The organism is Chryseobacterium ureilyticum, assembly GCF_900156735.1.
GTDB classification, from domain to species: Bacteria; Bacteroidota; Bacteroidia; order Flavobacteriales; family Weeksellaceae; genus Chryseobacterium; species Chryseobacterium ureilyticum.
In genome coordinates this window covers 225,887-247,630 of record NZ_FTOL01000006.1, presented here as the reverse complement: position 1 = coordinate 247,630, position 21,744 = coordinate 225,887, and the positions used below count along the sequence as shown (strand labels likewise).

Genomic DNA, 21,744 nt, shown 5'->3' with positions numbered 1-21,744 from the left:
TTAAGAGTTCAGACAATTTTAGTCGGTAAGTCTGATAAAATGTTTTAATTTTACTGCGTTATGGAAGAAAAATCAAAAGATCCTTTACACGGGAAAAGACTTGATGCTATTCTTGAAGAATTGGTAGAATACTACGAAGGATTTGAGAAATTGGGTGAGCAGATCAATATAAAATGCTTTACAGATAATCCAAGTATTAATTCGTCCTTGAAGTTTTTAAGAAAAACACCTTGGGCAAGAACGAAAGTGGAAAGTTTGTATCTCTTTGTACTAAGGCAGAAAAAACGCGATGAAACCAGAAATAAAAAATAAGAAGATTTGAAATTGGAAGAATGATGCTGAACGTTTTTTCTAGTTCACGAAATTAAAAGACATGAACCTGTTTTTGAATGAAAAAATAGGTGTAATTGTTTTTTATGCCTCTCATAGCTTCCTTCTTCGAGCTTCTGACTTTCCAACTTATCAAATAATTTCAAAAATAGTATATTTGTATTATTAATCGTGAATCAAACTCACGACAAAAAAAAGAAAATATGACAATTGAAAACAACCACGTTGTAGCTGTAAAGTATATACTTCATACAATCGAAGCAGATGGAAGTAAAGTTCTAGTAGAAGAAACAACAACAGAAAATCCACTTACATTTTTGTATGGTGTAGGAATGATGATTCCAAAATTTGAACAAAATATTCTTGGTTTAAAAGCAGGCGATAAAGCTGATTTTGTAATTCAACCAGAAGAAGCTTATGGTGAAAGACAACCAGATGCTATTGCTCAGTTACCGATTGAAATGTTCAAAGAATCAGGAACTCCTCCAGTTGGAGCTATTTTACCATTATCTGATAACCAAGGGAATAACTTCCAAGGTTTTGTTGTAGAAGTAACACCAGAAATTGTAATCGCTGATCTTAACCACCCAATGGCTGGTAAAGTTTTAGATTTCCAGGTTGAAGTTTTAAGTACACGTCCGGCAACAGAAGAAGAATTGTCTCACGGTCACGCTCACGGAATTGACGGAACTGAAGGACACTAAAAAATAATATAAATGCCCGAAATCTCGGACATTTTTGCAATTCTAATATTGTATAAAAAATAAACCACAGAACAACTCGTTTTCTGTGGTTTACTTTTTTATAAGTTATGGTAGTTTGAGTGTGTCATCGGGTAATTACTCAGCATCATACTCTGTCACGTCAATAAACGTTAAGAACCATTTTCCTTCAATCTTTGTCATCACAAATCTGAATCCGTTGATAGGTGCTTTTTCTTTACTATTTTCAGCAAGTGTTACAAAAACCACATTCTTTGGGCTCGAATTGATCTTAAAAATTTCCTGATCTTTTACGGAATACTGTGGTAAAAACTTATCAGCATAAGCATTCACTGCATTAGAATTAAACTGAACAGATAATCCTTCTTTTTTCCACTTTTGGTTTTTTGCATCATATTCAAAAGTAGTGTCAAACTGTATAGGAAATTGATTTCTGATATTCCATGTCTTTTCAATATAGCCTAAAGATCTATTTAAATCAACCTCTTCATTTAAAACAAACCCAAGATCACCACCACTTTTATAAAGGATACCAATGCCATAGGTTGGGTTCATATATTTATTCATGAGGTCTCCATTTTTGGTTTGGAAACCTTTTAAAATATCAGTTACAGCTATGGAAATCTCCTTTTTATCCTCAGCAGTCTGAGCATTGAAAACACTGAAACTGCAAAACAAAAATAACAGTGTATAAATAAAATTCTTCTTCATATTATTAATTTATTAATCTAAAAATTCGCCTGAAACATAATACCAACGCTCATGCATTTTCTGAAAAACGGAAAATTCATGGTGGATCTGGGGATGTCCGTCTTCATCAGTATAATAAGCTTTAAATTCTACATGATTTAAGGCTGGAGTCTGAATGATTTCAAGTTTTGTCCATTTATTAATCTCACCCCATTCCTGAAGGTCTTGTTTATTGTGATACTTTCGTTTTCCAGGAAGAGTAGTTTCCATCAGATATTCTCCATTCGGAATGGCAAACGCTGAAAATCTTGAGCGCATTAAAGCTTCAGCGGTAGGAGCGTGTTTTTCTCCAGTATGATAAGGCTTACAGCATTCTTCGTAGGATTTTCCTGAACAACAGGGACAATTCATGTTTTTTATTTAAAATTTTAAGCCACAAAAATAGAATAAATTTCAATAGAAATGGGCTTTGGAATATTCTAAAATAATATAATCAGGTCATTGGCTTTAACCAACATTTATTTCTCAGATTTCAATCAAAAAAAGAAGCATTCTTAAAAAAGAATGCTTCCATTATATTATTTTATAAATCCTCTGTTTCTCAATAAAGGTTTGATATCCGGATCGTGTCCTGTGAAATCTCTGAATGCCTGGTTTAGATCTACAGAATTTCCTACAGAAAGAATATATTTTCTGAAACGGTCACCATTTTCTCTGGTTAATCCACCATTGTTTTTAATCCATTCCCATGCATCGTTATCCAATGTTTCAGACCATAGATAAGCATAATATCCTGCTGAATATCCACCTCCCCAGATGTGAGCAAAATAAGGGGTATGATATCTAGGCGGAACAGTAGCCAAAGTGAATCCGTGGTTTGTTAAAGATTGTTTTTCGAAATCTAAAACAGGAATAAACTGTCCTTCTTTACCTACAGTATGCCAGTCCATATCTACAGCTGCTGCAGAAACCAATTCAGAGGTCATATAACCTTGGTTGAAAGTAGCCGCTTTTTTGATCTTTTCTACTAAAGTTTGTGGAATAGGCTGTTTTGTTTCATAATGAACAGCATAGTTTTTCAAAACTACAGGATCTAATGCCCAGTGCTCATTGATCTGTGAAGGGAATTCTACAAAGTCTCTAGGTACGTTAGTTCCTGATAAAGAAGGATATTTCTGGCTTGCAAACATTCCGTGGATAGAGTGCCCAAATTCATGGAAGATTGTTGAAACATCATCAAAACTGATTAACGAAGGTTTTCCAGGAGCTGGTTTCTGATAATTGTAGCAGTTGACAATCACAGGTTTTGTTCCCATTAAATAAGATTGTTCCACAAAGTTGCTCATCCAAGCTCCTCCATTTTTAGAATCTCTTGTATAGAAATCTAGGTAATAGATCGCGATAGATTTTCCGTCATGATCAAAAACTTCATACGTAACTACATCAGGATGATAAACAGGAAGGTCAGTTCTCTTTTTGAATGTTAAACCATAGAATTTTTCAGCAGCGAAGAATACCCCTTTTTCTAAAACAGTTGTAATCTCAAAATAAGGCTTTATTTCACTCTCATCAAGATCATACTTAGCTTTTCTTACCTGCTCAGCATAGAAATTCCAGTCCCAAGGCTCTACCTTGAAACCTCCTTTTTGCTGATCAATAAGATCCTGAATGTCTTTAGCTTCACGTTTTGCTGTTTCCACTGCTGGAGTAGCAATCTGATTCATTAGTTTAATAGCTGCTTCAGGAGTTTTTGCCATTTGATCCTGAAGTTTCCATTCTGCAAAATTCTTTTTACCTAAAGTCTGAGCTTTTTTCAGTCTAAGCTTAGCCAGTTTCTCTATAGTTTCTCTAGTATCATTAGCATCACCTTTTTCAGCTCTTGTCCATGAAGCTTTGAATAGTTTCTCTCTGGTTGCTCTGTTTTTAAGGTTTTGTAAAAGAGGTTGTTGTGTTGTGTTTTGTAGGGCAAGAAGATATTTTCCTGGTTGTCCTGCCGTTTTTGCATCAGCTGCAGCCGCTGCTATTTCATCAGCAGAAAGTCCGTCTAGTTCCTTTGCATCAGAAAAGAATACACCACCTTGCTTTCTAGCTTCCAATAGTTTGTTGGCATATTGAGTAGAAAGAGAAGCAAGCTCCTGATTGATCTGCTTTAATTTTTCTTTGTCTGCTGCAGAAAGATTAGCTCCAGCGATTTCAAAGTTTTGTTTATAATATTGTACCAGTCTTTTGCTTTCAGAATCTAACCCGTCTTCTTTGATTGATTTGATTCTTTTATAAAGATTTTCATTCAGGAATATCTTATCAGAATGTGCTGCAAAAATAGGAGCATACTCTTCATCTAAAGCCTGTAAAGTAGGGTTTGTATTTGCACTTGTAAGATTAGAAAAAACAATTTGTGTTCTTCTCAGAACTTCACCGCTTTTTTCCAATGCAACAATCGTATTCTCAAAAGTAGGACTTGCCGGATTATTGGCAATTTTCTCAACTTCAGCGGCATGCTGCTTTAAACCAAATTCAAAAGCAGGTTTGAAATGTTCGTTTTTAATTTTATCAAACTCCGGCGCTTCATATTGAAGTTTACTCTTCTTCATGAAAGGATTTGATGATAAAGATGGATCAGGAGCCGGAAGTTCCTGTTGAGTATCGGTCTGTTTCATTGTAGTACAAGATTGATTGAACGCCAAGGCAGAAATTAATAATACCGATGAAATATTCTTCATAAATATAATTGTTATTAAAGTATAAAGATATTAAAAACTTACTTCACTAGAGATATTTCACTGTATGTATTTAAAAAGTAGTGGAAAGAATGTCCAGATAAAAGACTTAAACCTTGCGTTTTCATTAGATTACATAGAAATAGGGTATTTTCTGATACTAATGTAATATTTTTCATAATTTAGTTGTTATTAAATTATATATCCAAAAAATAATCTATAAAAGAAATAAACATGAAAAAAAGAACTCTTTTTATTTTTTCAGCCTTAGTGTTATTAGCCTCATGTAATGAAAAGCATGAGAAAAATAACAAAGAAAAAAATGGCTGGGTAGAGAAGGTCATCAATAAGGAAGCAGGACCGATTCAGCAGAAAGAATTTAATGGTGATTTTGATGAAATCCAGGTTTCCCAGGCTATTGAGGCTGAAATTATCAAATCTGACGTTGAAAAAGTTGTAATCTCTGCCCCTCAAAATATTATTGATGAAATACTTGTGGAAAATAGTGGCGGAAAACTTCATATTCATTATAAATCAGGTATCAGAGTAATGAATATTAATAAGGTGACAGCAAAAATCTATACAAAAGACTTTACAAAACTAGTTGCTGAATCTGCGGCAAGCATTAAAGTAAAAGATAAATTTACTCAGGAAAAGACAAGCATTGAAGTATCAAGCGCCGGAAGTATTTCGGGAGATCTGGAAGCAAATGATTTTAATATCAACGCAGACAGCAGTAGTAACTTTAGTGGAAAAATCTGGGCAGTAAATCTTGATATTGATTCTTCATCGGGCTCAAGCATTGATATCTCCGGAAAAGCAAAGCATGCAGACATCAGCTCTTCTTCCGGCAGTAGTATTTCAGCGAAAGAAGTTATCGTAGACAATGTAGAAGCAGAAGCATCCAGTGGAGCAAGCATTCAGATCAGTGCAGTAACTTCCGTTAAAGCAGAAGCCTCTTCAGGGGGAAGTGTAGATGTTTCCAAAAAAGGAGATCTTAAAAACATCACTAAGGATGAAAGCAGTGGTGGAAGTATAAATATCCAATAAATCAATCCTGGGATTCTTCTTCATCTTCACTGTCTGTAGCGGAAGAAGTATCCCAATTTTTATTATCAAAATTCAGATTGTCATAAGCCAATAATTCCTCTTCCCGCTGGAGGATTTCTTTTGTGCTGAATAAAGCAATATCTTGATCTTCCGTCATCTTTGCAAGCTTTCTGACAGAGGCTTTATCAATAGCCATAAATCTTTGCCCGAGACGTCTTGCTGCATATTTTCTCATGCCAGTTTCGTGAAGTACATCCACAGCCATATCTACAGCAGTTCCTAATGTTTCCCGATAAATGTGATTAATCCCGTTGTTCAGGTATTCATAAGCGTCAATTCTGTTTTTTGCCCTTACAAATATTTTTACTTTAGGATAGTGTTCACGCACAAGTTCAGCGATAAACATATTGTCATCAGAATCATCAAGGCATAGCACTAAAATTTCAGCCTCTTCAATTCCGGCAGCTCTTAGAATAGGAATTCTTGTAGCATCACCATAATATACTTTAAAGCCATAGCTTCTCAAAAGCTTTACACGGTCAGAATCTCTGTCCAGAACCGTTGCTGAGATTTTATTTGCCTTTAAAAGACGCCCAACTGTACTTCCAAAATGTCCAAAACCTACAATGATGATTTTCTTCTGGCTCACATCACTGTCCAGAATATTGAAATCATGTTCTTCTTCAGGGATTTCTTTGATAAATTTAGGGGTAATAAATTTATCATTTACAATAAGAAGAATAGGAGTGATGCACATGGTAATTGCTGTAACAGCCATCAACTGAGCATTGAGTTCGGGACCTAGAAGATAAAGATCCGAGGCATAATTAATTAATACAAAAGCAAATTCCCCCACCTGAGATAAGGCAAAAGCATAGAAAAGACTTTGCGGAGTATCTATTCTGAAAAACTTCCCAATAGAATATAAAACAATAAATTTTACAAGCAGTACGGCAAGCACGGTACTGAATATAAATAGTGGGTCTTTCTGAATAATATTAAAATTGATCGTAGAACCTACGCTCACGAAGAAAACAGCAAGCAAAAGTCCTTTAAAAGGATTGATTTGTGCTTCAAGTTCGTGCCTGAATTCACTGTTGGCAAGCATTACACCAGCTAAGAAAGCTCCCAATGCAGGAGACAGTCCAATGACCACCATCAGTTCGGATACACCGATAACCAGAAATAGGGAAGAGGCCGTCAGTAGTTCTGCCATCCCAGATTTTGAAACATACCTTAAAAAAGGAACAAATACATATCTTCCCAATAATATCAATAATGCTACTCCGAAAATTACCGTTCCTGCCTGAAGCCATTCCGGAAGTTTCTGAATCAGAATCTGAATTTCATTATCATGATGTTTCGCTTTGTAATTAGCAACTATGGGAAGTATTGCCAAAATAGGAATCACTGAAATATCCTGAAATAGCAATGTGGAAAATGAAGCTTCTCCAGCTGTTGTTTTAAAATTATTCTTTTCCTGTAAAGTTTGTAATACGATAGCCGTAGAAGAAAGTGCAAAACACATTGCCACTGCAATCGCTTTATCTACTCTCCAGCCTACACCAATAAATACCAGAAAAAGAAGTAAAATGGTAAGCAGCATTTGTGTAAGCCCCAAACCCATTATTTTCTTCCGCATTTCCCAGAACTTTCTAGGCTCCAGCTCCAGACCTACAATGAATAAAAGCATAATCACTCCAAATTCACTGGCGTGCATAATGTCATTCACATTATTCCCGGTAAGCCTGAGAACATAAGGACCAATGATGATTCCTCCTAAAATATAACCGATTACAGAACTCAACCCCAATTTTCTGGCTAATGGAACCATAATAATGGCTACACCGAGAAAAAGTAACGTGTTCATCGCTAAGCTAGACTCCATATGTTATTGATTGAGTAGTTCTGTAAACTCTTTTTTATGTAAAATAATTTCTTTTTTAGACAATTTATTAGCTTCGTAAACGATCTTGATGTGCTTGATATCTGCTTTGAAAACTTTCAATGATACAATCAGCCCGCTGATCAGTTCATCCACGGAATATTGATAGGTTCCTTCTTTGCTGAAAGATCTTTCCTTGCCGCCGGTGGTTATCAGAATATAAACTTCTTTATTTTCCAATGGATTATATTTCCCAGATTGTAGCCAGTCACGGTCAAAAACTTCATCGATCCATAATCTTAATAAAGGTGGCATTCCAAACCATATTAAGGGGAACTGGAAGATAAACCGGTCATAATTGGCTAAGCGTTTCCTTTCTCTGAAGGCGGCGATATGAAAATCAGGATATTCTTCATAAAGATCACGTAAGGTATAATGCTGGTGGCGAACGTAGAAATTAATGAGCTCTACGTTCGAATTGGAGTGCTCCAGGTAAGGGTGTGCAAATACTACGAGTGTCTTCTTCATAATCCTGTTTTCAGTAAATATACTGAAAAAATATTGAATAAAAGGTAGGTTTTATGTTGATTTATTAATTTTTTAATATGTGAAAGTCAATTTAATGTTAATTAAAATCAAAGAAATGATGTTATTTTAGGTTTTTAAATAAAAAATCAGGTCATTGAGACCTGATCTGTTTTATATATGATATAAATTCTTGTAAGATTACCATCCTCCGGAAGCACCCCCGCCACCGAAGCTTCCTCCGCCGCCAAAGCCGCCGAATCCACCTCCGCCGCCACCGGAACTTCCACCACCAAAGCCGCCACCGCCAAATCCACCAGGGAATGGGAAGAAACCGCCAGGGTAATTTCTGCGTCCTCTTCGAGTAATGATTACGTCATCGTCATCATCATAATTTCCGCCTCCGCCACGTCCGCCTCCACGGTTACCGAACAGAATAGCAATGATGATAAAGATAACAAAGGCGATAATAAGAACTTTAAGGGCACTGCCATCACCTGAAGGGGATGTTGTAGGAGCAGGTTTGAATTTGCCCTGAACCGCTTCCATAATGGCTGAGGTACCACGATTAATCCCTTCATACCATAGTCCTTTTTTGAAATTAGGAGTAACAATGTAGTCCAGAATCTGCCCTGCTACGGATGCTGTAAGATATTGTTCTACGGCTCGTCCTTGCTGAATAGACATCGTTCTGTCTTCTGTTGCGATCAGGAATACAACTCCGTTATCGACACCTTTTTTCCCGATTTTCCATTTTTCACCAAACATTGTTGCCAGAAAATTGACATCTTCGCCTTTGGTAGACTTGATGATTACCACTTCTATTTCCGTAGAAGTAGAATCTGCAAACTTGATCAGTTTATTGTTCAGTTCATCTTTTTCCTGCTGAGAGAGAAGTCCCGCTTCATCAAATACAGGATATAGAATTGCCGGTTTTTCAGGAACAGTGTATTGTGCTGATACAAAAGTGTAAAAGCAAATCAGTAAAAATGAAAATACTATTTTAAGAGAACGTAATTTCATTCGGAAGTTGGTTTGGGTTTTCTCCTTCTACAGGAAAATATTTTTTAAGCTCTATGCCGGTTTCCAGAATAGCACTTTTTAAAGCACTGTAATAATTTCCTTTGGCAAATTCACCAGTGATATAATCATGCAGATGATCCCAATAAGACTGATTTACTTTTGCATGAATGCCTACATCTCCAATGATAGTAAGATATTTCTGTTCAAAATTGACATGAAAAAGCACGGCATTTCTATCAGTAGTTTTATCCATACACAGTTCTTTGAAAACTTCGAATGCGGTCTTTGCATCACGGTTTTCCGTATTAGAATCAATATGCACTCTAATTTCACCTGTAGAATGGTCTTCTGCTGACTGAATCGCTTCCACAAGGGAAGCGATCTGTTGATTTGTAAGGAAATTACCCATTATTATTTGAATACTTCAGGTGCTTTCTGAGCTCCTGCATCAGCTTTGAAATAAGGTTTTTCTTTGAAGTTCGTGAAATTCGCCAGAATGTTATTCGGGAAAGTCTTGATAGAAGTGTTGTAATCCTTAGCTGCATCGTTGTAATAAACAGTTTCAGTTCTGATGCTGTTTTCAATAGCAGTATATTCTCTTTGGAAGTTGATATATTGCTGATCAGCTTTTAAATTAGGATAAGACTCTACCACAGCCATCAATCGGCTTAATGCTCCAGATAATTCTCCTTGTGCAGCCTGGAACTTAGCAATATCAGCTTCAGTCATATTGGTAGGATCGATATTAATAGAAGTTGCCTTAGAACGTGCTTCCACTACTTGCGTTAACGTTTCCTGCTCAAATTTTGAATACGATTTTACTGTTCTTTCCAGGTTAGGAATAAGATTCGCTCTTTTCTGATATACAGTCTCTACGTTAGACCATTTTGCGTTCACGGTCTGTTCTTTGTCTACAAAGCTATTATATCCGCTTCTTCCCCAAAAGAATAAGACTGCAACAATAATAAGGAGGGCTATACCAATAGTTCCGGCGCCCAGACATCCTTTATTTTTCATAGTTTATTTTTTTAATTTTTTGTGCTAATCAAATATACAAATTATGTGCTAATTTTGTAGAAAATTATATTTGAATGACAACAATAGTGGTGGCAATGGGAGAGAAAAATGAAATTGGTTTTGAAAACCAGTTGCTTTGGCATCTTCCGAAAGATTTAAAACATTTTAAGGACCTTACTTCAGGGCATCCGATCATTATGGGAAGAAAGACTTACGAGAGTATCGGAAAGCCACTTCCTAACCGTACCAATATTGTTGTTTCAAGAAAAAAAGATTGGTTTGAGGAAGGAATTCTTATTGTGGGAAGCCTTAAAGAAGCTTTAAAGTTTGCCAAAAAAATAGATGAGGAAGTTTTCGTTATCGGAGGTGGGAATATCTATGAGCAAACAATGGATCTTGTGGATAAATTAGAGGTTACTCTTGTGAAAGCTGATCTTGAAGCGGATACATTCTTTCCAAAAATCGATGAGAAAATCTGGAAAAAAACGAACGAAGTCTGTCATGAAAAAGACGAAAAGAATGGCTATGATTTCTGTTTCCAGACGTTTGAAAGAATCAAAAAAGAATCATAAGGAACAGACGTCAATTTCTGCTTTACAATGTGAATTGTGAATAGCTGTCATATATAATAATTGATAAGTATAGCGAATTGACCATTCACCATTGACTTTTTGAACTTTAACCTTTAAATTTATTATCTTTGCACTTCTAAAATTTAATAATGAATAAGAACATTAAAATTGCAGTAGCAGCACTTCTTATCCTTCTGGGACTTTACATGATGATTTTCACAAGAAATCTTGGATGGGGGATTGTTATTTTTCTTCTTGCCGCGTTTCCAATCTTACTTTATTTCAAAAATGAGTATATTCTTTTGGCATTCTGGCAATTGAGAAAACAGAACATGGAAAAAGCTGCAGAATGGTTAACAAAAATCACAGACTATAAAGGACAACTTCATAAAACTCAATACGGATATTTCCACTATTTATTAGGATTAACTCAAGCTCAGGATCACCCGACAAAAGTAGAACCTCTAATGAAAAAAGCTTTGGAATACGGATTGAATATGAAGCATGACAGAGCGATGGCAACTTTAAATCTTGCAGCGGCAGCTATTTCGAAAGGAAGAAAGCAGGACGGACAAAGATTGTTGGAAGAAGCGAAAAGATTAGACACCGCGGGTATGATGACTGATCAGATCAAAATGATGAAAGATCAGCTAAAAATGCCAACGATGCAAAAGCACATGCACAATCCTAATATGAGAAATAGAGGGAAATTCTTTTAATAAGAAACTACACATAAAACAAAAAGCACCTAATTCAGGTGCTTTTTTTATGCTTAAATAATTTTAATTACATTTCTGAAGTCTGGTCATAGCCATAAAATTTAGGCATCTGCCAATGGTATTTTACTGCAAGTGTCCTGATCGCAACAATCAACAAAATAGTAAAGATCTGTACAAAGGTGTAGGAAAGAGGAGAGTACTTGGTCATTAATAAAAATGCTGCACCTCCTACAATACATGCCGTGGCATAGATTTCCTTTCTGAAGATTAATGGAATCCTATTCAATAATATATCTCTGATAATTCCTCCGAAGCAACCGGTAATTGTTCCCAATCCGATACAAATCAATGGGTGAATTCCAACATTTAATCCTTTCTGGATTCCGATAATGGTAAATAATCCGAGTCCAAAGCTGTCGAAGATAAATAAAGTAACCTTAAAATTCTTTTCAAGTGATTTGAATACCATGGAAAAAACACTGGTAATAATGATCAGAGCACACATCAGGAGATCATGCATCCAAAACACTGGAATATCTAATAAAAGATCCCTTACAGTTCCTCCTCCCACGGAAGTCACAAAGGCTATAATAAGTACGCCAAAGGGATCAAGCCGTTTCTGCATCGCTGCAAAACTTCCTGACATGGAAAACGCAATGGTTCCCAGTACTTCTATGGCAAAATTGAACTGTTCGTGCATATACTACTATAAGTAATGAATAATGAGCAATGAGTAATAAAAATTATGCCATTTCTAGTTGGTTATAGTCTTTATTAAGGTTTACATTCTTGCTTTAAATGTAAAATTTTTTCCTGATTTATCGAATTAAAATTTACTTATTGCTCATTATATTTATCTTTCAACTCTCACTGAGTCTGGGACCATTAATTCGTATTCTCCGCCGTGGGTAATGATTTCCCTTACGATGCTGCTGCTGATAAAGGATTTTCCGGATGAGGTTAATAAAAATACGGTTTCCAGTTTTTTATGAGCAAGGGTTCTGTTGGTATGAGCGATTGCTTTTTCGAATTCAAAATCAGCAGGGTTTCTAAGACCTCTGATGATGTATTGAGCGTTCTTTTCAAAACAATAGTCTACGGTAAGTCCTTCAAATGAATCTACTTCTACATTGGGGAATTCTGCTACAGAGTTTTGAATGAATTCCATTCTTTTTTCAAGAGGAAACATATATTTCTTTTGGGAATTCTGCCCGATAGCAATGATTAATTTATCAAAAAGCGGAGCCGCTCTTTCTATAATATCATAATGTCCTAAAGTGATTGGATCAAATGACCCTGGGAAAACAGCAATTTTCATGTTGTATGAGTTATAATTTACGCTATCAATTATTTCTTAATTTTTTTAATTTCTAGCTTCTACTATCTATTTTCTTTTATTTAATGCTTTTTCAACTTCATTTCCACAAAGATCCATGATGGAAATTCCGTAATGTTTTGCCTGTTGGGGAAGAATACTTGCAGGAGAGAATCCAGGATTGGTATTCATTTCAAGCATATAAGGAATGCCGTCCATCAGGATATATTCGCTTCTTGAAAACCCACTCATTCCAAGTGAATTATAAGCTCTTTTTGCAATTTCTTCCACTCTTTTTGTGGTTTCTTCATCTATTCTAGCCGGGGTAATTTCTTCTGAAGCTCCTTCATATTTCGCTTCATAATCGAAAAATTCATTCGTAGGAACAATTTCAGTGATTCCCAGAACAATTGTTTCTCCTTTAAAATCAATAACTCCTACAGAAACTTCCATTCCATTTAAGAAACTTTCGATCAGAATCTCACTGTCTTCTTTGAAAGCAACTTCTGTAGCAGTAATCAGTTCAGATTTCTCTTTCACTTTTGAAATTCCTAAAGAAGATCCGGATTGATTTGGTTTTACAAATACCGGAAGCCCAAGTTCTTCTACAATGGTATCAACATCAATATTTTCACCTTGTCTTAAATAAATACTTTTTGCGGAAGGAATTCCATATTTTGAAAGGACAGCAAGAGTGTCTTTTTTATTAAATGTAAGAGCGCTTTGGTAAAAATCACATCCAGTATATTGTTGACCTATAGCATCCCAATAAGCCTGAAGAATTCCGTTTTCACCAGGAGTTCCGTGGATAATATTAAAGCAGACATCAAATTTTAAAGTATTTCCATTATCTAAGGTAACAGAAAAATCCCCTCTGTTGATTTCGTATTTCTTATCATTTTCTCCTAAAAAATACCATTCATCTTTAAGGACTACTACTTTATATACGTCATACAGATTTCTGTCTAAGGAATCATAGATTAATTGTCCGCTTTTTAAGGATACAACATATTCATCAGAATAGCCCCCCATTACTACGGCAACACTTTTTTTGTTCATAACCATATAGTATCAATTAAGGCAAATTTAAACATTTTATGTATTGCAATATGGGAAATCGGGAAATTTTCAAATCAAAAATGAATTGTGTTAAATAAAAAGCGCATTCTAAAATTATTAGCTATATTTGCCGTTGTAATTAAAGTATTTTTAAGTATGCTTAAATCACTTTTCAATTGGAAAGTTTTACTGAATGTAGTTGTGGCTGTCGGTGTTTTCGTGGGTCTTGTATGGCTTACGTTTCGCTGGTTGGAGTACCATACTAATCACGGTCAGGAGATTCCTGTTCCCAATGTAGTTAATAAATCTGTGCATGATGCTGTTAAAATTTTAGATGATACAGGTTTGGAATATGAAGTAGACAGCGCTAATTATGATCCGAAATACAGACCATTTCAGGTTTTACAAATCTATCCAGCACCGGGTTCCCGTGTAAAGGATGGAAGAACGGTACGTCTTAAAGTGAACCCTAGAACATGGGCTCAGATTGCTGTTCCGGATGTAATTAATAAATATTCAGGTCTTGCTTTCCAGAGATTGGATCAGGTAGGTCTTAAAATTGGAGACACTATTTATGAGCCTAGTATTCAAAAGGATGCCCTTTTAAGAATTTTATATAAAGGAAATGCTGTAAATCCAGGGGCTCGCCTTCCTAGATTCTCCGTTATTGATGTAGTGGTGGGATCAGGACCGATGAGAAATATCTCTATTCCTAATGTGGTGGGACTTTCTGTAAAAGAAGCCAGAGCTGTCATTACGAAGAGTATGTTTGAAGTAGGATTGGTAGAACATGAAGATGGAGGTAAGGATGAATCTGATATTATTTACTATCAGGATCCGGCTCCGGGAGATGTTCGTGACCAAGGAATGCAGATTGACCTTTGGGCTAGTAAGAGAACTCCAGCAGAGCTTAGAGCAAAAGTAGAACAGCTGAATTCTATTTATCGTATGAAGGTAGATACTTCTTTACCACCTGTACGATATGAAGAAGTTCATAACGAACCTGTTTATGAAGCACCTGTGGTTCCTCCACCTGCTCCTAAAAGAGAAACTCCAAAAGTAGAAGCACCAAAAACTGAAACTCCTAAGCCTCAGTCAACAACTCCTAAACCTTCAAGTTCAGGAACAGAGAAGGCTAAAACTTCTACTAATAATTCTGCTAATGCAGGAAGTGCAGCTAAACCTGCTGCTTCAACCACTACACAACAGCCTGTTCAAAAACCAAAGGCTAAGAAAGTAGTCGTAGAATAAGAACATATTAATATAATAAATACTGGCTTCAACTGCAAATGTTGAAGCCTTTTGTGTAAAGAAATAAATACAATGTCAGAAGATAACGAAGATTTTTTAGACGAAGAATTATTGGATTCCAATAGTATTGATAATATCGATATTGATGAGGAAAATAAAGGTTTATATGAACATCTTAATATCACTGTAGATCCTGGGCAGGAGTCATTAAGAATTGATAAATTTCTTTTAATACATCGCCAGAATTCTTCAAGGAATAAAATTTCTCAGACCTGCAGGGCTGGAAACGTTATAGTGAATGGTACTGCCGTAAAGCAGAATTACCGAGTGAAACCCGGAGATAATATCTCTATATTGTTAACCCGTCCGCCAAGGGAAAATGTGATTATTCCACAGGATATCCCTGTAAATATCGTTTATGAAGATGATGATCTGGTAGTAGTAGATAAAGAACCGGGAATGGTAGTACATCCGGGACACGGAAATTGGGATGGTACATTGGTAAATGCATTGGCATATCATTTTGAAAAGAACGGACAAAAGTCAGATCTTGACAGGGTAGGACTTGTTCACAGGATTGATAAAGATACTTCCGGTCTTCTGGTGATTGCTAAAAATGAATATGCATTAAGTTTTCTTGCAAAGCAGTTCTTTAACCGCACGACTAAAAGACTGTACTGGGCTTTTGTCTGGGGGAATCCTAAGGATGAAGAAGGAACAATCAGAGGACATATTGGAAGGCACCCTAAAAACAGAATGCAGATGTCTGTTTACGAAGACGGAAGCCAGGGAAAACATGCTGTTACGCATTATAAGGTGTTAGAAAGATTCAAATATATGACCTGGGTGGAATGTAAGCTTGAAACCGGTAGAACTCACCAGATCAGGGCGCATTTCAAACATATAGGGCATACATTGTTCAATGATGAGAGGTATGAAGGGCATACCCCTTTAAGAGGAGTGAATCTTCCCAAATACAAACAATTTATTAAAAATGTCTTTGAAATTTTGCCAAGACACGCTTTGCATGCACATACCCTTGGATTTATACACCCAACAACAAAAAAGGAATTATATTTTGAAAGCCCAATGCCCAAAGATATGGCGGATGCTGTAAAAAAATGGAGAAATTATTTGGAAAACTAAAAATATATTGAGAATTTTTTTATATTTGTTGAATTGAAATCAAGATTTGTTATGAGAAAACTATATGCTATCGTATGTTTAGCTCTTTTGTCAAATGCATACAAAGCACAAGAATCACTACCATATTATCAACAGTATCTTTTGGATGGTGATTTCCTGTTCAACCCAGCTCAGTACGGTAAAACAGACTACGTACAGCTCAATGCCATTTATCAAAAGCAATTTTCAAAATTCAGCGAATCCCCGAACGTACAATCAGTGGGAATCAATGCTAACATATTCGATAGAGTAGGTGCCGGTCTTACAGTATTCAGAGACAGTAACGGAGCAGAGTCTTCTGGCGGTGTTACAGCAGGTGCTTCATACTTTATTCCACTAAGTAGTGAGGGAGACAGAAAAGATCAATTCTCTTTCGGTACCAGTGTAAGTTTTTACAACAGAAATTTTGATTACTCAAAAATCAATACTGAAGAACAGAATGACCCTCTATTAGTAGGAAAAGAAAGTAATATTTTCATGGCTTATGCAAACTTCGGTTTGGCTGCTACTTACAGAAATCTATTTGGTGGAGTTTCGGTAAATGATATTGCTCTAGGTAATGATAAACCTATCGTAAACGGATATGAGCCTTCTCCGATTAAGTTCTTCTTAAACTTAGGATATAACTGGCATATTGCTGATAACATCATGTTGACTCCAGCTGCGATGATCAACCTGAATACAAACTCAACAAGAGTAATGGATTATAACCTAATGGCTACATTCTCTAATGATATTAACGCATTCTCATTTGGGGTAAGCTACAGAGCCGCTCAGAATAGATTCGACAGCCAGCAATTGGAAATCGCTCCGATTGTTAAAGTAAGATTCAACAAGTTCATGATTGGAGCTACTTACAACCTTGGATTATCTGATATTCAGAAATATGGAGGAAACAGTTTCATGATTGGTCTTGGTTATAACTTCGATAACTTTATTAATGTTAGAGGATATAGATATTAATCAATTTAATTTAAATAAATTTGAGCTCTGAATTTTTTCAGGGCTTTTTTTATGATATATATTCACATTCCATTCTGTAAGCAGAAATGCAGCTATTGTAACTTTCACTTTTCAACGTCGCTTAATTTTAAGGACGAAATGCTTCGTGCGATGAAAGCAGAAATACAGCTCAGAAAAGGTGAATTACAAAATAAAAACCTGAAATCTTTATACTTTGGCGGCGGAACTCCGTCTATTCTTTCAGTGGACGAGATCAATTCTTTAATTGACGAAGTTTTACATCATTTCAGCTTTGAAAAAGATATTGAAATTACTCTGGAAGCGAATCCTGATGATCTGGATAAGAGTTTTTTAAAACAACTTGCCGGAACACCTGTGAATCGTCTGTCAATAGGTACTCAAAGTTTTTTTGAAGAAGATTTAAAACTGATGAATCGTGCCCATACAGCTTCAGAAGCTGAAGGATCGATAAAACGTGCTCAGGATTTTGGATTTGAAAATCTGAGTATCGATTTGATCTACGGTTCACCTACATCCAACCTTGAGATCTGGAAGGAAAACTTACACAAAACGATAGCATTGGAAGTGCCTCATATTTCCTCTTATGCCTTGACGGTTGAGCCTAAAACAGCTTTAGAAAACTGGATTTCAAAAGGAAAAGTGAAAAGCCCGAGAGAAGAAGAGCAAAACAGAGAGTTCTACTATTTATCAGACTTCTTAAAAGATAACGGTTTTGAGCACTATGAAGTTTCAAATTTTGCCAAACCTGGTTTCTATTCCAGACACAATTCTGCTTATTGGAAGTATCAGGAATATCTTGGAATAGGTCCATCGGCACATTCCTATAACGGCTTTGATGTGAGAAGCTGGAATGTTGCCAATAATCAGCAATATATTAAAAAGCTCAATGAAAAACTTTTAGCTAAAGAAGAGGAAATTCTTTCTCTTAAAGACCAGTTTAATGAAATGATTATGATTGGCTTAAGAACGATTTGGGGAGTAGACGTGAAAAGTCTGAAAGAGAAATTTAATGATAGATTCCTTGAGCATTTCGATAATGAAACGAAGCAAAAAATAGAAGACGGAGTTTTGATGGTTGAAAATGATCATTTAAAAATTCCTGAAAAACATTGGTTCATGGCGGACGGAATTGCTTCTGATTTATTTATAGTTTAATTTTCATATTATCACTTAATGTAAGTGAGTTGTAGTAGCTCAAGAATGTTGTATTAAATAAAATATAATACAATGTAAATACAACGTAAATTCATTAATTTTGTATAAAATTTCAGTTCATTTGAAAACTAAAAAACAAGATTATTCGCATCTTTCATCTAGCCAGCCTATCGGTATTTTTGATAGTGGAGTAGGAGGACTTACCGTTGCCAAAGAGATTAAAAGACTTCTTCCTAATGAAGACCTGATCTATTTTGGAGATACAAAGCACCTTCCGTATGGCGAAAAGTCTAAAGAAGCGATTATAGAATATTCTACAAAAATTACGAATTTCCTTCTGGAGCAGAACTGCAAAGCGATTGTAATTGCCTGTAATACGGCTACCGCAAATGCTTTAAATGAAGTAATGCAATCCGTTGCGGGAAGAGTTCCTGTAATTGACGTGATCAATCCCGTTGCAGAAAAAGTTTCCTATGAAATCCATAATAATGTTGGAGTGATTGCTACGAAAGCTACAGTGAACTCAGGACTTTATAAAAAAAGTATCCGAAAGCATAATAAATGGATTAAAGTGGATGAATTGGCGACACCTTTATTGGTTCCTGCCATTGAAGAAGGATTCAAAAACCATCCGATAACGCATGCTATTATTTACAATTATCTAAGTAATAATAAACTTAAGAATATTGAAACATTGATTTTAGGATGTACCCATTATCCATTGTTAATTGATGAAATTAAGCAGTATTACGGAAACAGAGTTCGTGTTATCGACTCACCTAATATTGTTGCCAATCATCTCAAGATTATTCTGGATAAGTATAACCTTCTGAATGACAACAATCCAAAACCGAATTATCATTTCTATCTTTCCGATCTTACCAAAAACTTTGAGAAGATCTCTAAGAAGTTCTTCGGTAAAACCATTGATTTAGAATTTAAAGTATTATAAATAAAAGTCTGCCTCATTTGGAAGCAGACTTTTTTCTTTCCTTTGTCATTGCGAGTGAAGCGAATCAATCTCAAAAACGTCAAGTCGCAAATTATGCAGAAGGTATAAGTTTTTTATTTCCCACAGATCTCACAGATTTTCACAGATATTTATGGCTATTTGTGTGAAAGTTCATACAATTTGTGTTTAAAAACTATGCTTCCAAGATTACTTTCTCAGCTTTTAATCTTGTTTTTGGATTGAATTTAGGCTGATTGGTATCTGTGTCTAATTTTTCTCCGATGGCAACGGCAAACAAAGTTTCGTATTTATCATTTTTCAGAATCTCATCATAGTGTTCAGGCTCTATACCTTCCATAGGTGTTGAATCTATTTCCATATCTGCACATGCTGAAAGAAGTACTCCTAGTGATAAATACACCTGATGTCCCAGCCATGATTTTACAAACTCATTACCTTTAGGCTTTACTCTGTTTTTGTAATAATTAACAGCGCCTTCCGGTAAGTTTTCTTCAATTTGTTTTTCAAAATCTTCAGGATTTTTAAGGACCTGGAAAATAATGAGATGACTGCAGTCTAATACTTTCTCTTTATTGATGAAAGAAACTTCTGCAAGCTGATCTTTCAGTTCACCACGATTTACAAAGATAAAATTCCATGGTTGGCTGTTAATGGAAGAAGGGCTAAGATTCAAAATTTCTTTCAGTTGAGAAATTTGCTCTTCGTTGATGTTTCCTTGTGGGTTATACTTTTTCACAGTATACCTTGTTTTCATTTTGTCTAAAAAGTTCATAATTTTATACTATCATTTCTATAGTTACAAAATTAATTTAAGTTTATTAACTTTGCAATAACGGTAAAAAAGGATAGTATAAAAATGTATATCATAGACAACAAATCTTACCCATGCTGTACAAGTGTTACCATGAGGTTTATAGGCGGAAAATGGAAGGCTGTAATTTTGCACCACCTTATCAATGGAGCTAAAAGATATAATGAATTAAGGAAAGTTATTCCGACAATTACGGAAAGAACATTGAGTCTTCAGCTTAAACAACTGGAAGAAGATAATATCATAGATAGAAAAGTATATACGGAAAAGCCACCTTTGATGGTAGAATATACTTTAACGGATTTTGGAAAAACATTGCTCCCGGTATTAGAAGCTATTACCCAATGGGGAATTGCAGCTCCTATCAATTCAAAAAAAATAATCAAGAACTAAAGTTCCTGATTATCTTCTTTATTTGGTTCAAAAAAACTGAAACTTACGTTCCCGTATTTTCTGGTGTCTACTAAATTTGGATGTTCAAGTTTCATACGGCTTTGATGTTCTACAATAAGAACTCCGTTTTCCTTTAAATATTTATTATTTAAAACTAAGGAAATTAGCTCATAATATTTCTTTTCTTCCATTTCAAAAGGAGCATCAGAAAAAACAATCTCAAAGGATTTTTTGTTTCTGAACTTTTTAAGCCAATCAAATACATCACCTCTCTGCACATTGATCTGAAGTGCCATATCCAATTCGGAAGCTGTAGAATTGATGAAAGCAGTATGTTTTGGATTCATCTCTACAGACGTTATATTCTGACATCCTCTGGAAGCAAATTCCAAAGTTATAGAACCAATTCCTGCAAAAAGATCCAATACTGAAATCGATTGCATATCGTATTTGTTTTCCAAAATACTGAATAAGGCTTCTTTGGCAAAATCCGTTGTAGGTCTTACATCAAAGTTTTTGGGAGCGGCAATTTTTTTGGCTTTCCATTTGCCGGATATTATTCTGAACATATTTTTGTTAGGGTTTAGGGACTAGATTATAGGTGACAGATTATTAAGATAAACTGCAGTCTACAATCTAATTAAGTATAAAATTCTTATTAGGAATATTGTCAAAAACAATTTTTAGATTCTTTACAAACTTTTGAAGTTCGGAAATGAATGTTTCATTCTCTGTAGTTTCTCCATAAGCATAGAAACTTGTTTCATTGATTCCAAAACCGATTTTGCTCAGTGTAAACATCACAAAGTAAAGGAAATCAACTTCAGAATTCACATCAAGGTTGTTGTAAAGAATAATCTTTTTGTTGTCTATGGCAAAAAACTCACATTGATTATGATAAAGGTTAATGTGAATTTCCTTATTATTTTTATTATTGATAGAGCTTAGAAACTTTTCTCCGGAAAAATTAAAATGTACCGGGATAGCAAGTTCTTTGATCTTCTTATAATAGTTTTTTGGGAAAGTATAGTAAAACTGAATATTAAATTTTTTGTTGATGGAAAGCATCAGTTCCTCTTTCTCTCTATCAGCCGGAGCATTGAAAGAAATTAAGTCAAATCCTGCATCATGCTCAGAAAAACCTTCTGGCATCAGGGTAAAATGATTCAGTGCGGAGATCACCTGAATTTCATCAAAGCGTTGTTTGATAAGAACTTCATCCAGCTGTTCTTCAATAAGATTGGCGGGTGTTTCTTCAGTCACAAAATAAGATTTCTCTTCCAGAATGCTTTTGTTTTTAACAATCTGATAGATCAATCCGTCTTTGGTAAAAAGTAAATTAAGTACGTTCATATTTCTGTTCCTGCA

25 protein-coding genes are annotated in these 21,744 nt (G+C 35.3%); 11 read left to right on the top strand and 14 right to left on the bottom strand.

Annotation, left to right across the window (positions count from 1 at the left end; translation table 11 throughout):
* Window positions 1-60: 60 nt before the first annotated feature.
* Complete coding sequence (locus BW983_RS17145) at window positions 61-312, top strand: VF530 family protein (RefSeq protein ID WP_076553107.1); 252 nt, start codon at window positions 61-63, stop codon at window positions 310-312.
* A gap of 221 nt (window positions 313-533) precedes the next feature.
* A complete protein-coding gene (locus BW983_RS17140) occupies window positions 534-1,034 on the top strand; it encodes an FKBP-type peptidyl-prolyl cis-trans isomerase (RefSeq protein WP_076553106.1) in 501 nt (166 codons plus the stop codon).
* 135 nt (window positions 1,035-1,169) lie between these two features.
* On the opposite strand, the gene BW983_RS17135 is transcribed toward BW983_RS17140, so the two are convergent.
* The 3 genes from BW983_RS17135 to BW983_RS17125 all read right to left on the bottom strand — a co-directional run bounded on the left by BW983_RS17135 (window position 1,170) and on the right by BW983_RS17125 (window position 4,462).
* Window positions 1,170-1,763 (bottom strand): hypothetical protein, encoded by a 594-nt coding sequence (locus BW983_RS17135; protein WP_076553105.1) that lies wholly within the window; start codon window positions 1,761-1,763, stop codon window positions 1,170-1,172.
* 12 nt (window positions 1,764-1,775) lie between these two features.
* Complete coding sequence (locus BW983_RS17130) at window positions 1,776-2,153, bottom strand: YchJ family protein (protein ID WP_076553104.1); 378 nt, start codon at window positions 2,151-2,153, stop codon at window positions 1,776-1,778.
* Between the two features lie 167 nt (window positions 2,154-2,320).
* Window positions 2,321-4,462, bottom strand: coding sequence for a M3 family metallopeptidase (locus BW983_RS17125; RefSeq protein ID WP_076553103.1), 2,142 nt, complete (start codon window positions 4,460-4,462; stop codon window positions 2,321-2,323).
* Window positions 4,463-4,693: 231 nt separating this feature from the next.
* On the opposite strand from BW983_RS17125, the gene BW983_RS17120 reads away from it, so the two are divergent.
* On the top strand, window positions 4,694-5,509 hold the full coding sequence (locus BW983_RS17120; protein WP_076553102.1) for a GIN domain-containing protein: 816 nt from the start codon (window positions 4,694-4,696) through the stop codon (window positions 5,507-5,509).
* A gap of 1 nt (window position 5,510) precedes the next feature.
* Here the strand turns inward: BW983_RS17120 and BW983_RS17115 are convergent, their stop codons facing one another.
* The 5 genes from BW983_RS17115 to BW983_RS17095 all read right to left on the bottom strand — a co-directional run bounded on the left by BW983_RS17115 (window position 5,511) and on the right by BW983_RS17095 (window position 9,959).
* Window positions 5,511-7,397: a monovalent cation:proton antiporter-2 (CPA2) family protein gene (locus BW983_RS17115; protein WP_076553101.1), complete on the bottom strand. Its 1,887-nt coding sequence runs from the start codon at window positions 7,395-7,397 to the stop codon at window positions 5,511-5,513.
* Window positions 7,398-7,400: 3 nt separating this feature from the next.
* A complete protein-coding gene (locus tag BW983_RS17110; RefSeq protein WP_076553100.1) occupies window positions 7,401-7,922 on the bottom strand; it encodes an NAD(P)H-dependent oxidoreductase in 522 nt (173 codons plus the stop codon).
* Window positions 7,923-8,120: 198 nt separating this feature from the next.
* Window positions 8,121-8,942 carry a TPM domain-containing protein gene (locus BW983_RS17105; protein ID WP_076553099.1) on the bottom strand — a complete coding sequence of 274 codons (822 nt, stop codon included), beginning with the start codon at window positions 8,940-8,942 and terminating at the stop codon, window positions 8,121-8,123.
* Entirely contained in the window at window positions 8,923-9,351 is a 429-nt protein-coding gene (locus BW983_RS17100) for a TPM domain-containing protein (RefSeq protein WP_185114371.1), read from the bottom strand. Before BW983_RS17100 ends, BW983_RS17105 begins: the two co-directional genes overlap by 20 nt.
* A gap of 2 nt (window positions 9,352-9,353) precedes the next feature.
* Complete coding sequence (locus BW983_RS17095) at window positions 9,354-9,959, bottom strand: LemA family protein (protein ID WP_065396676.1); 606 nt, start codon at window positions 9,957-9,959, stop codon at window positions 9,354-9,356.
* 74 nt (window positions 9,960-10,033) lie between these two features.
* Here BW983_RS17095 and BW983_RS17090 point away from each other — a divergent pair, with 74 nt between their 5' ends.
* Window positions 10,034-10,531, top strand: a complete 498-nt coding sequence (locus tag BW983_RS17090; protein ID WP_076553098.1) for a dihydrofolate reductase — start codon at window positions 10,034-10,036, stop codon at window positions 10,529-10,531.
* Between the two features lie 149 nt (window positions 10,532-10,680).
* Window positions 10,681-11,250, top strand: coding sequence for a hypothetical protein (locus BW983_RS17085; protein WP_076553097.1), 570 nt, complete (start codon window positions 10,681-10,683; stop codon window positions 11,248-11,250).
* A 67-nt stretch (window positions 11,251-11,317) separates the two neighbouring features.
* Here the strand turns inward: BW983_RS17085 and BW983_RS17080 are convergent, their stop codons facing one another.
* The 3 genes from BW983_RS17080 to BW983_RS17070 all read right to left on the bottom strand — a co-directional run bounded on the left by BW983_RS17080 (window position 11,318) and on the right by BW983_RS17070 (window position 13,624).
* A complete protein-coding gene (locus BW983_RS17080; protein ID WP_076553096.1) occupies window positions 11,318-11,950 on the bottom strand; it encodes a trimeric intracellular cation channel family protein in 633 nt (210 codons plus the stop codon).
* Between the two features lie 153 nt (window positions 11,951-12,103).
* Window positions 12,104-12,568, bottom strand: a complete 465-nt coding sequence (coaD, locus tag BW983_RS17075; protein ID WP_047098871.1) for a pantetheine-phosphate adenylyltransferase — start codon at window positions 12,566-12,568, stop codon at window positions 12,104-12,106.
* A gap of 66 nt (window positions 12,569-12,634) precedes the next feature.
* On the bottom strand, window positions 12,635-13,624 hold the full coding sequence (locus tag BW983_RS17070) for a D-alanine--D-alanine ligase (protein ID WP_076553138.1): 990 nt from the start codon (window positions 13,622-13,624) through the stop codon (window positions 12,635-12,637).
* A gap of 156 nt (window positions 13,625-13,780) precedes the next feature.
* Here BW983_RS17070 and BW983_RS17065 point away from each other — a divergent pair, with 156 nt between their 5' ends.
* From BW983_RS17065 to murI, 5 genes are all read left to right on the top strand, one after another.
* Window positions 13,781-14,875: a PASTA domain-containing protein gene (locus BW983_RS17065; protein ID WP_076553095.1), complete on the top strand. Its 1,095-nt coding sequence runs from the start codon at window positions 13,781-13,783 to the stop codon at window positions 14,873-14,875.
* Window positions 14,876-14,947: 72 nt separating this feature from the next.
* On the top strand, window positions 14,948-16,021 hold the full coding sequence (locus tag BW983_RS17060) for an RluA family pseudouridine synthase (RefSeq protein ID WP_185116873.1): 1,074 nt from the start codon (window positions 14,948-14,950) through the stop codon (window positions 16,019-16,021).
* A 51-nt stretch (window positions 16,022-16,072) separates the two neighbouring features.
* Window positions 16,073-17,023: a PorP/SprF family type IX secretion system membrane protein gene (locus BW983_RS17055; RefSeq protein ID WP_076553094.1), complete on the top strand. Its 951-nt coding sequence runs from the start codon at window positions 16,073-16,075 to the stop codon at window positions 17,021-17,023.
* A gap of 51 nt (window positions 17,024-17,074) precedes the next feature.
* Window positions 17,075-18,199 carry a radical SAM family heme chaperone HemW gene (gene hemW, locus BW983_RS17050; protein WP_076553093.1) on the top strand — a complete coding sequence of 375 codons (1,125 nt, stop codon included), beginning with the start codon at window positions 17,075-17,077 and terminating at the stop codon, window positions 18,197-18,199.
* Window positions 18,200-18,320: 121 nt separating this feature from the next.
* Window positions 18,321-19,151 carry a glutamate racemase gene (murI, locus tag BW983_RS17045; RefSeq protein WP_076553092.1) on the top strand — a complete coding sequence of 277 codons (831 nt, stop codon included), beginning with the start codon at window positions 18,321-18,323 and terminating at the stop codon, window positions 19,149-19,151.
* A 193-nt stretch (window positions 19,152-19,344) separates the two neighbouring features.
* Here murI and BW983_RS17040 read toward each other — a convergent pair whose 3' ends face one another.
* The gene (locus BW983_RS17040) at window positions 19,345-19,944 is read right to left on the bottom strand and encodes a nitroreductase family protein (protein WP_076553091.1); all 600 of its coding nucleotides are present in this window, start codon (window positions 19,942-19,944) and stop codon (window positions 19,345-19,347) included.
* Between the two features lie 84 nt (window positions 19,945-20,028).
* Here BW983_RS17040 and BW983_RS17035 point away from each other — a divergent pair, with 84 nt between their 5' ends.
* A complete protein-coding gene (locus BW983_RS17035; RefSeq protein ID WP_076553090.1) occupies window positions 20,029-20,376 on the top strand; it encodes a winged helix-turn-helix transcriptional regulator in 348 nt (115 codons plus the stop codon).
* On the opposite strand, the gene BW983_RS17030 is transcribed toward BW983_RS17035, so the two are convergent.
* The gene (locus BW983_RS17030) at window positions 20,373-20,945 is read right to left on the bottom strand and encodes an RsmD family RNA methyltransferase (RefSeq protein WP_065396666.1); all 573 of its coding nucleotides are present in this window, start codon (window positions 20,943-20,945) and stop codon (window positions 20,373-20,375) included. The two genes, BW983_RS17035 and BW983_RS17030, sit on opposite strands and share 4 nt — an antisense overlap.
* Before the next feature lie 67 nt (window positions 20,946-21,012).
* Complete coding sequence (locus tag BW983_RS17025; RefSeq protein ID WP_076553089.1) at window positions 21,013-21,729, bottom strand: DUF3822 family protein; 717 nt, start codon at window positions 21,727-21,729, stop codon at window positions 21,013-21,015.
* Window positions 21,730-21,744: the final 15 nt, after the last annotated feature.

Excerpts from the sequence above, each read along its gene's own strand:
- BW983_RS17060 (WP_185116873.1), top strand. The coding sequence starts at position 14,948 with ATGTCAGAAGATAACGAAGATTTTTTAGACGAAGAATTATTGGATTCC.
- BW983_RS17125 (WP_076553103.1), bottom strand. The coding sequence starts at position 4,462 with ATGAAGAATATTTCATCGGTATTATTAATTTCTGCCTTGGCGTTCAAT.
- BW983_RS17080 (WP_076553096.1), bottom strand. The coding sequence starts at position 11,950 with ATGCACGAACAGTTCAATTTTGCCATAGAAGTACTGGGAACCATTGCG.
- BW983_RS17090 (WP_076553098.1), top strand. The coding sequence starts at position 10,034 with ATGACAACAATAGTGGTGGCAATGGGAGAGAAAAATGAAATTGGTTTT.
- BW983_RS17145 (WP_076553107.1), top strand. The coding sequence starts at position 61 with ATGGAAGAAAAATCAAAAGATCCTTTACACGGGAAAAGACTTGATGCT.
- BW983_RS17110 (WP_076553100.1), bottom strand. The coding sequence starts at position 7,922 with ATGAAGAAGACACTCGTAGTATTTGCACACCCTTACCTGGAGCACTCC.
- coaD (WP_047098871.1), bottom strand. The coding sequence starts at position 12,568 with ATGAAAATTGCTGTTTTCCCAGGGTCATTTGATCCAATCACTTTAGGA.
- BW983_RS17115 (WP_076553101.1), bottom strand. The coding sequence starts at position 7,397 with ATGGAGTCTAGCTTAGCGATGAACACGTTACTTTTTCTCGGTGTAGCC.
- BW983_RS17030 (WP_065396666.1), bottom strand. The coding sequence starts at position 20,945 with ATGTTCAGAATAATATCCGGCAAATGGAAAGCCAAAAAAATTGCCGCT.
- BW983_RS17140 (WP_076553106.1), top strand. The coding sequence starts at position 534 with ATGACAATTGAAAACAACCACGTTGTAGCTGTAAAGTATATACTTCAT.
- BW983_RS17055 (WP_076553094.1), top strand. The coding sequence starts at position 16,073 with ATGAGAAAACTATATGCTATCGTATGTTTAGCTCTTTTGTCAAATGCA.
- hemW (WP_076553093.1), top strand. The coding sequence starts at position 17,075 with ATGATATATATTCACATTCCATTCTGTAAGCAGAAATGCAGCTATTGT.
- BW983_RS17065 (WP_076553095.1), top strand. The coding sequence starts at position 13,781 with ATGCTTAAATCACTTTTCAATTGGAAAGTTTTACTGAATGTAGTTGTG.
- BW983_RS17040 (WP_076553091.1), bottom strand. The coding sequence starts at position 19,944 with ATGAACTTTTTAGACAAAATGAAAACAAGGTATACTGTGAAAAAGTAT.
- BW983_RS17135 (WP_076553105.1), bottom strand. The coding sequence starts at position 1,763 with ATGAAGAAGAATTTTATTTATACACTGTTATTTTTGTTTTGCAGTTTC.
- BW983_RS17120 (WP_076553102.1), top strand. The coding sequence starts at position 4,694 with ATGAAAAAAAGAACTCTTTTTATTTTTTCAGCCTTAGTGTTATTAGCC.
- BW983_RS17100 (WP_185114371.1), bottom strand. The coding sequence starts at position 9,351 with ATGGGTAATTTCCTTACAAATCAACAGATCGCTTCCCTTGTGGAAGCG.
- BW983_RS17085 (WP_076553097.1), top strand. The coding sequence starts at position 10,681 with ATGAATAAGAACATTAAAATTGCAGTAGCAGCACTTCTTATCCTTCTG.
- BW983_RS17025 (WP_076553089.1), bottom strand. The coding sequence starts at position 21,729 with ATGAACGTACTTAATTTACTTTTTACCAAAGACGGATTGATCTATCAG.
- BW983_RS17105 (WP_076553099.1), bottom strand. The coding sequence starts at position 8,942 with ATGAAATTACGTTCTCTTAAAATAGTATTTTCATTTTTACTGATTTGC.
- BW983_RS17130 (WP_076553104.1), bottom strand. The coding sequence starts at position 2,153 with ATGAATTGTCCCTGTTGTTCAGGAAAATCCTACGAAGAATGCTGTAAG.
- BW983_RS17095 (WP_065396676.1), bottom strand. The coding sequence starts at position 9,959 with ATGAAAAATAAAGGATGTCTGGGCGCCGGAACTATTGGTATAGCCCTC.
- BW983_RS17070 (WP_076553138.1), bottom strand. The coding sequence starts at position 13,624 with ATGAACAAAAAAAGTGTTGCCGTAGTAATGGGGGGCTATTCTGATGAA.
- BW983_RS17035 (WP_076553090.1), top strand. The coding sequence starts at position 20,029 with ATGTATATCATAGACAACAAATCTTACCCATGCTGTACAAGTGTTACC.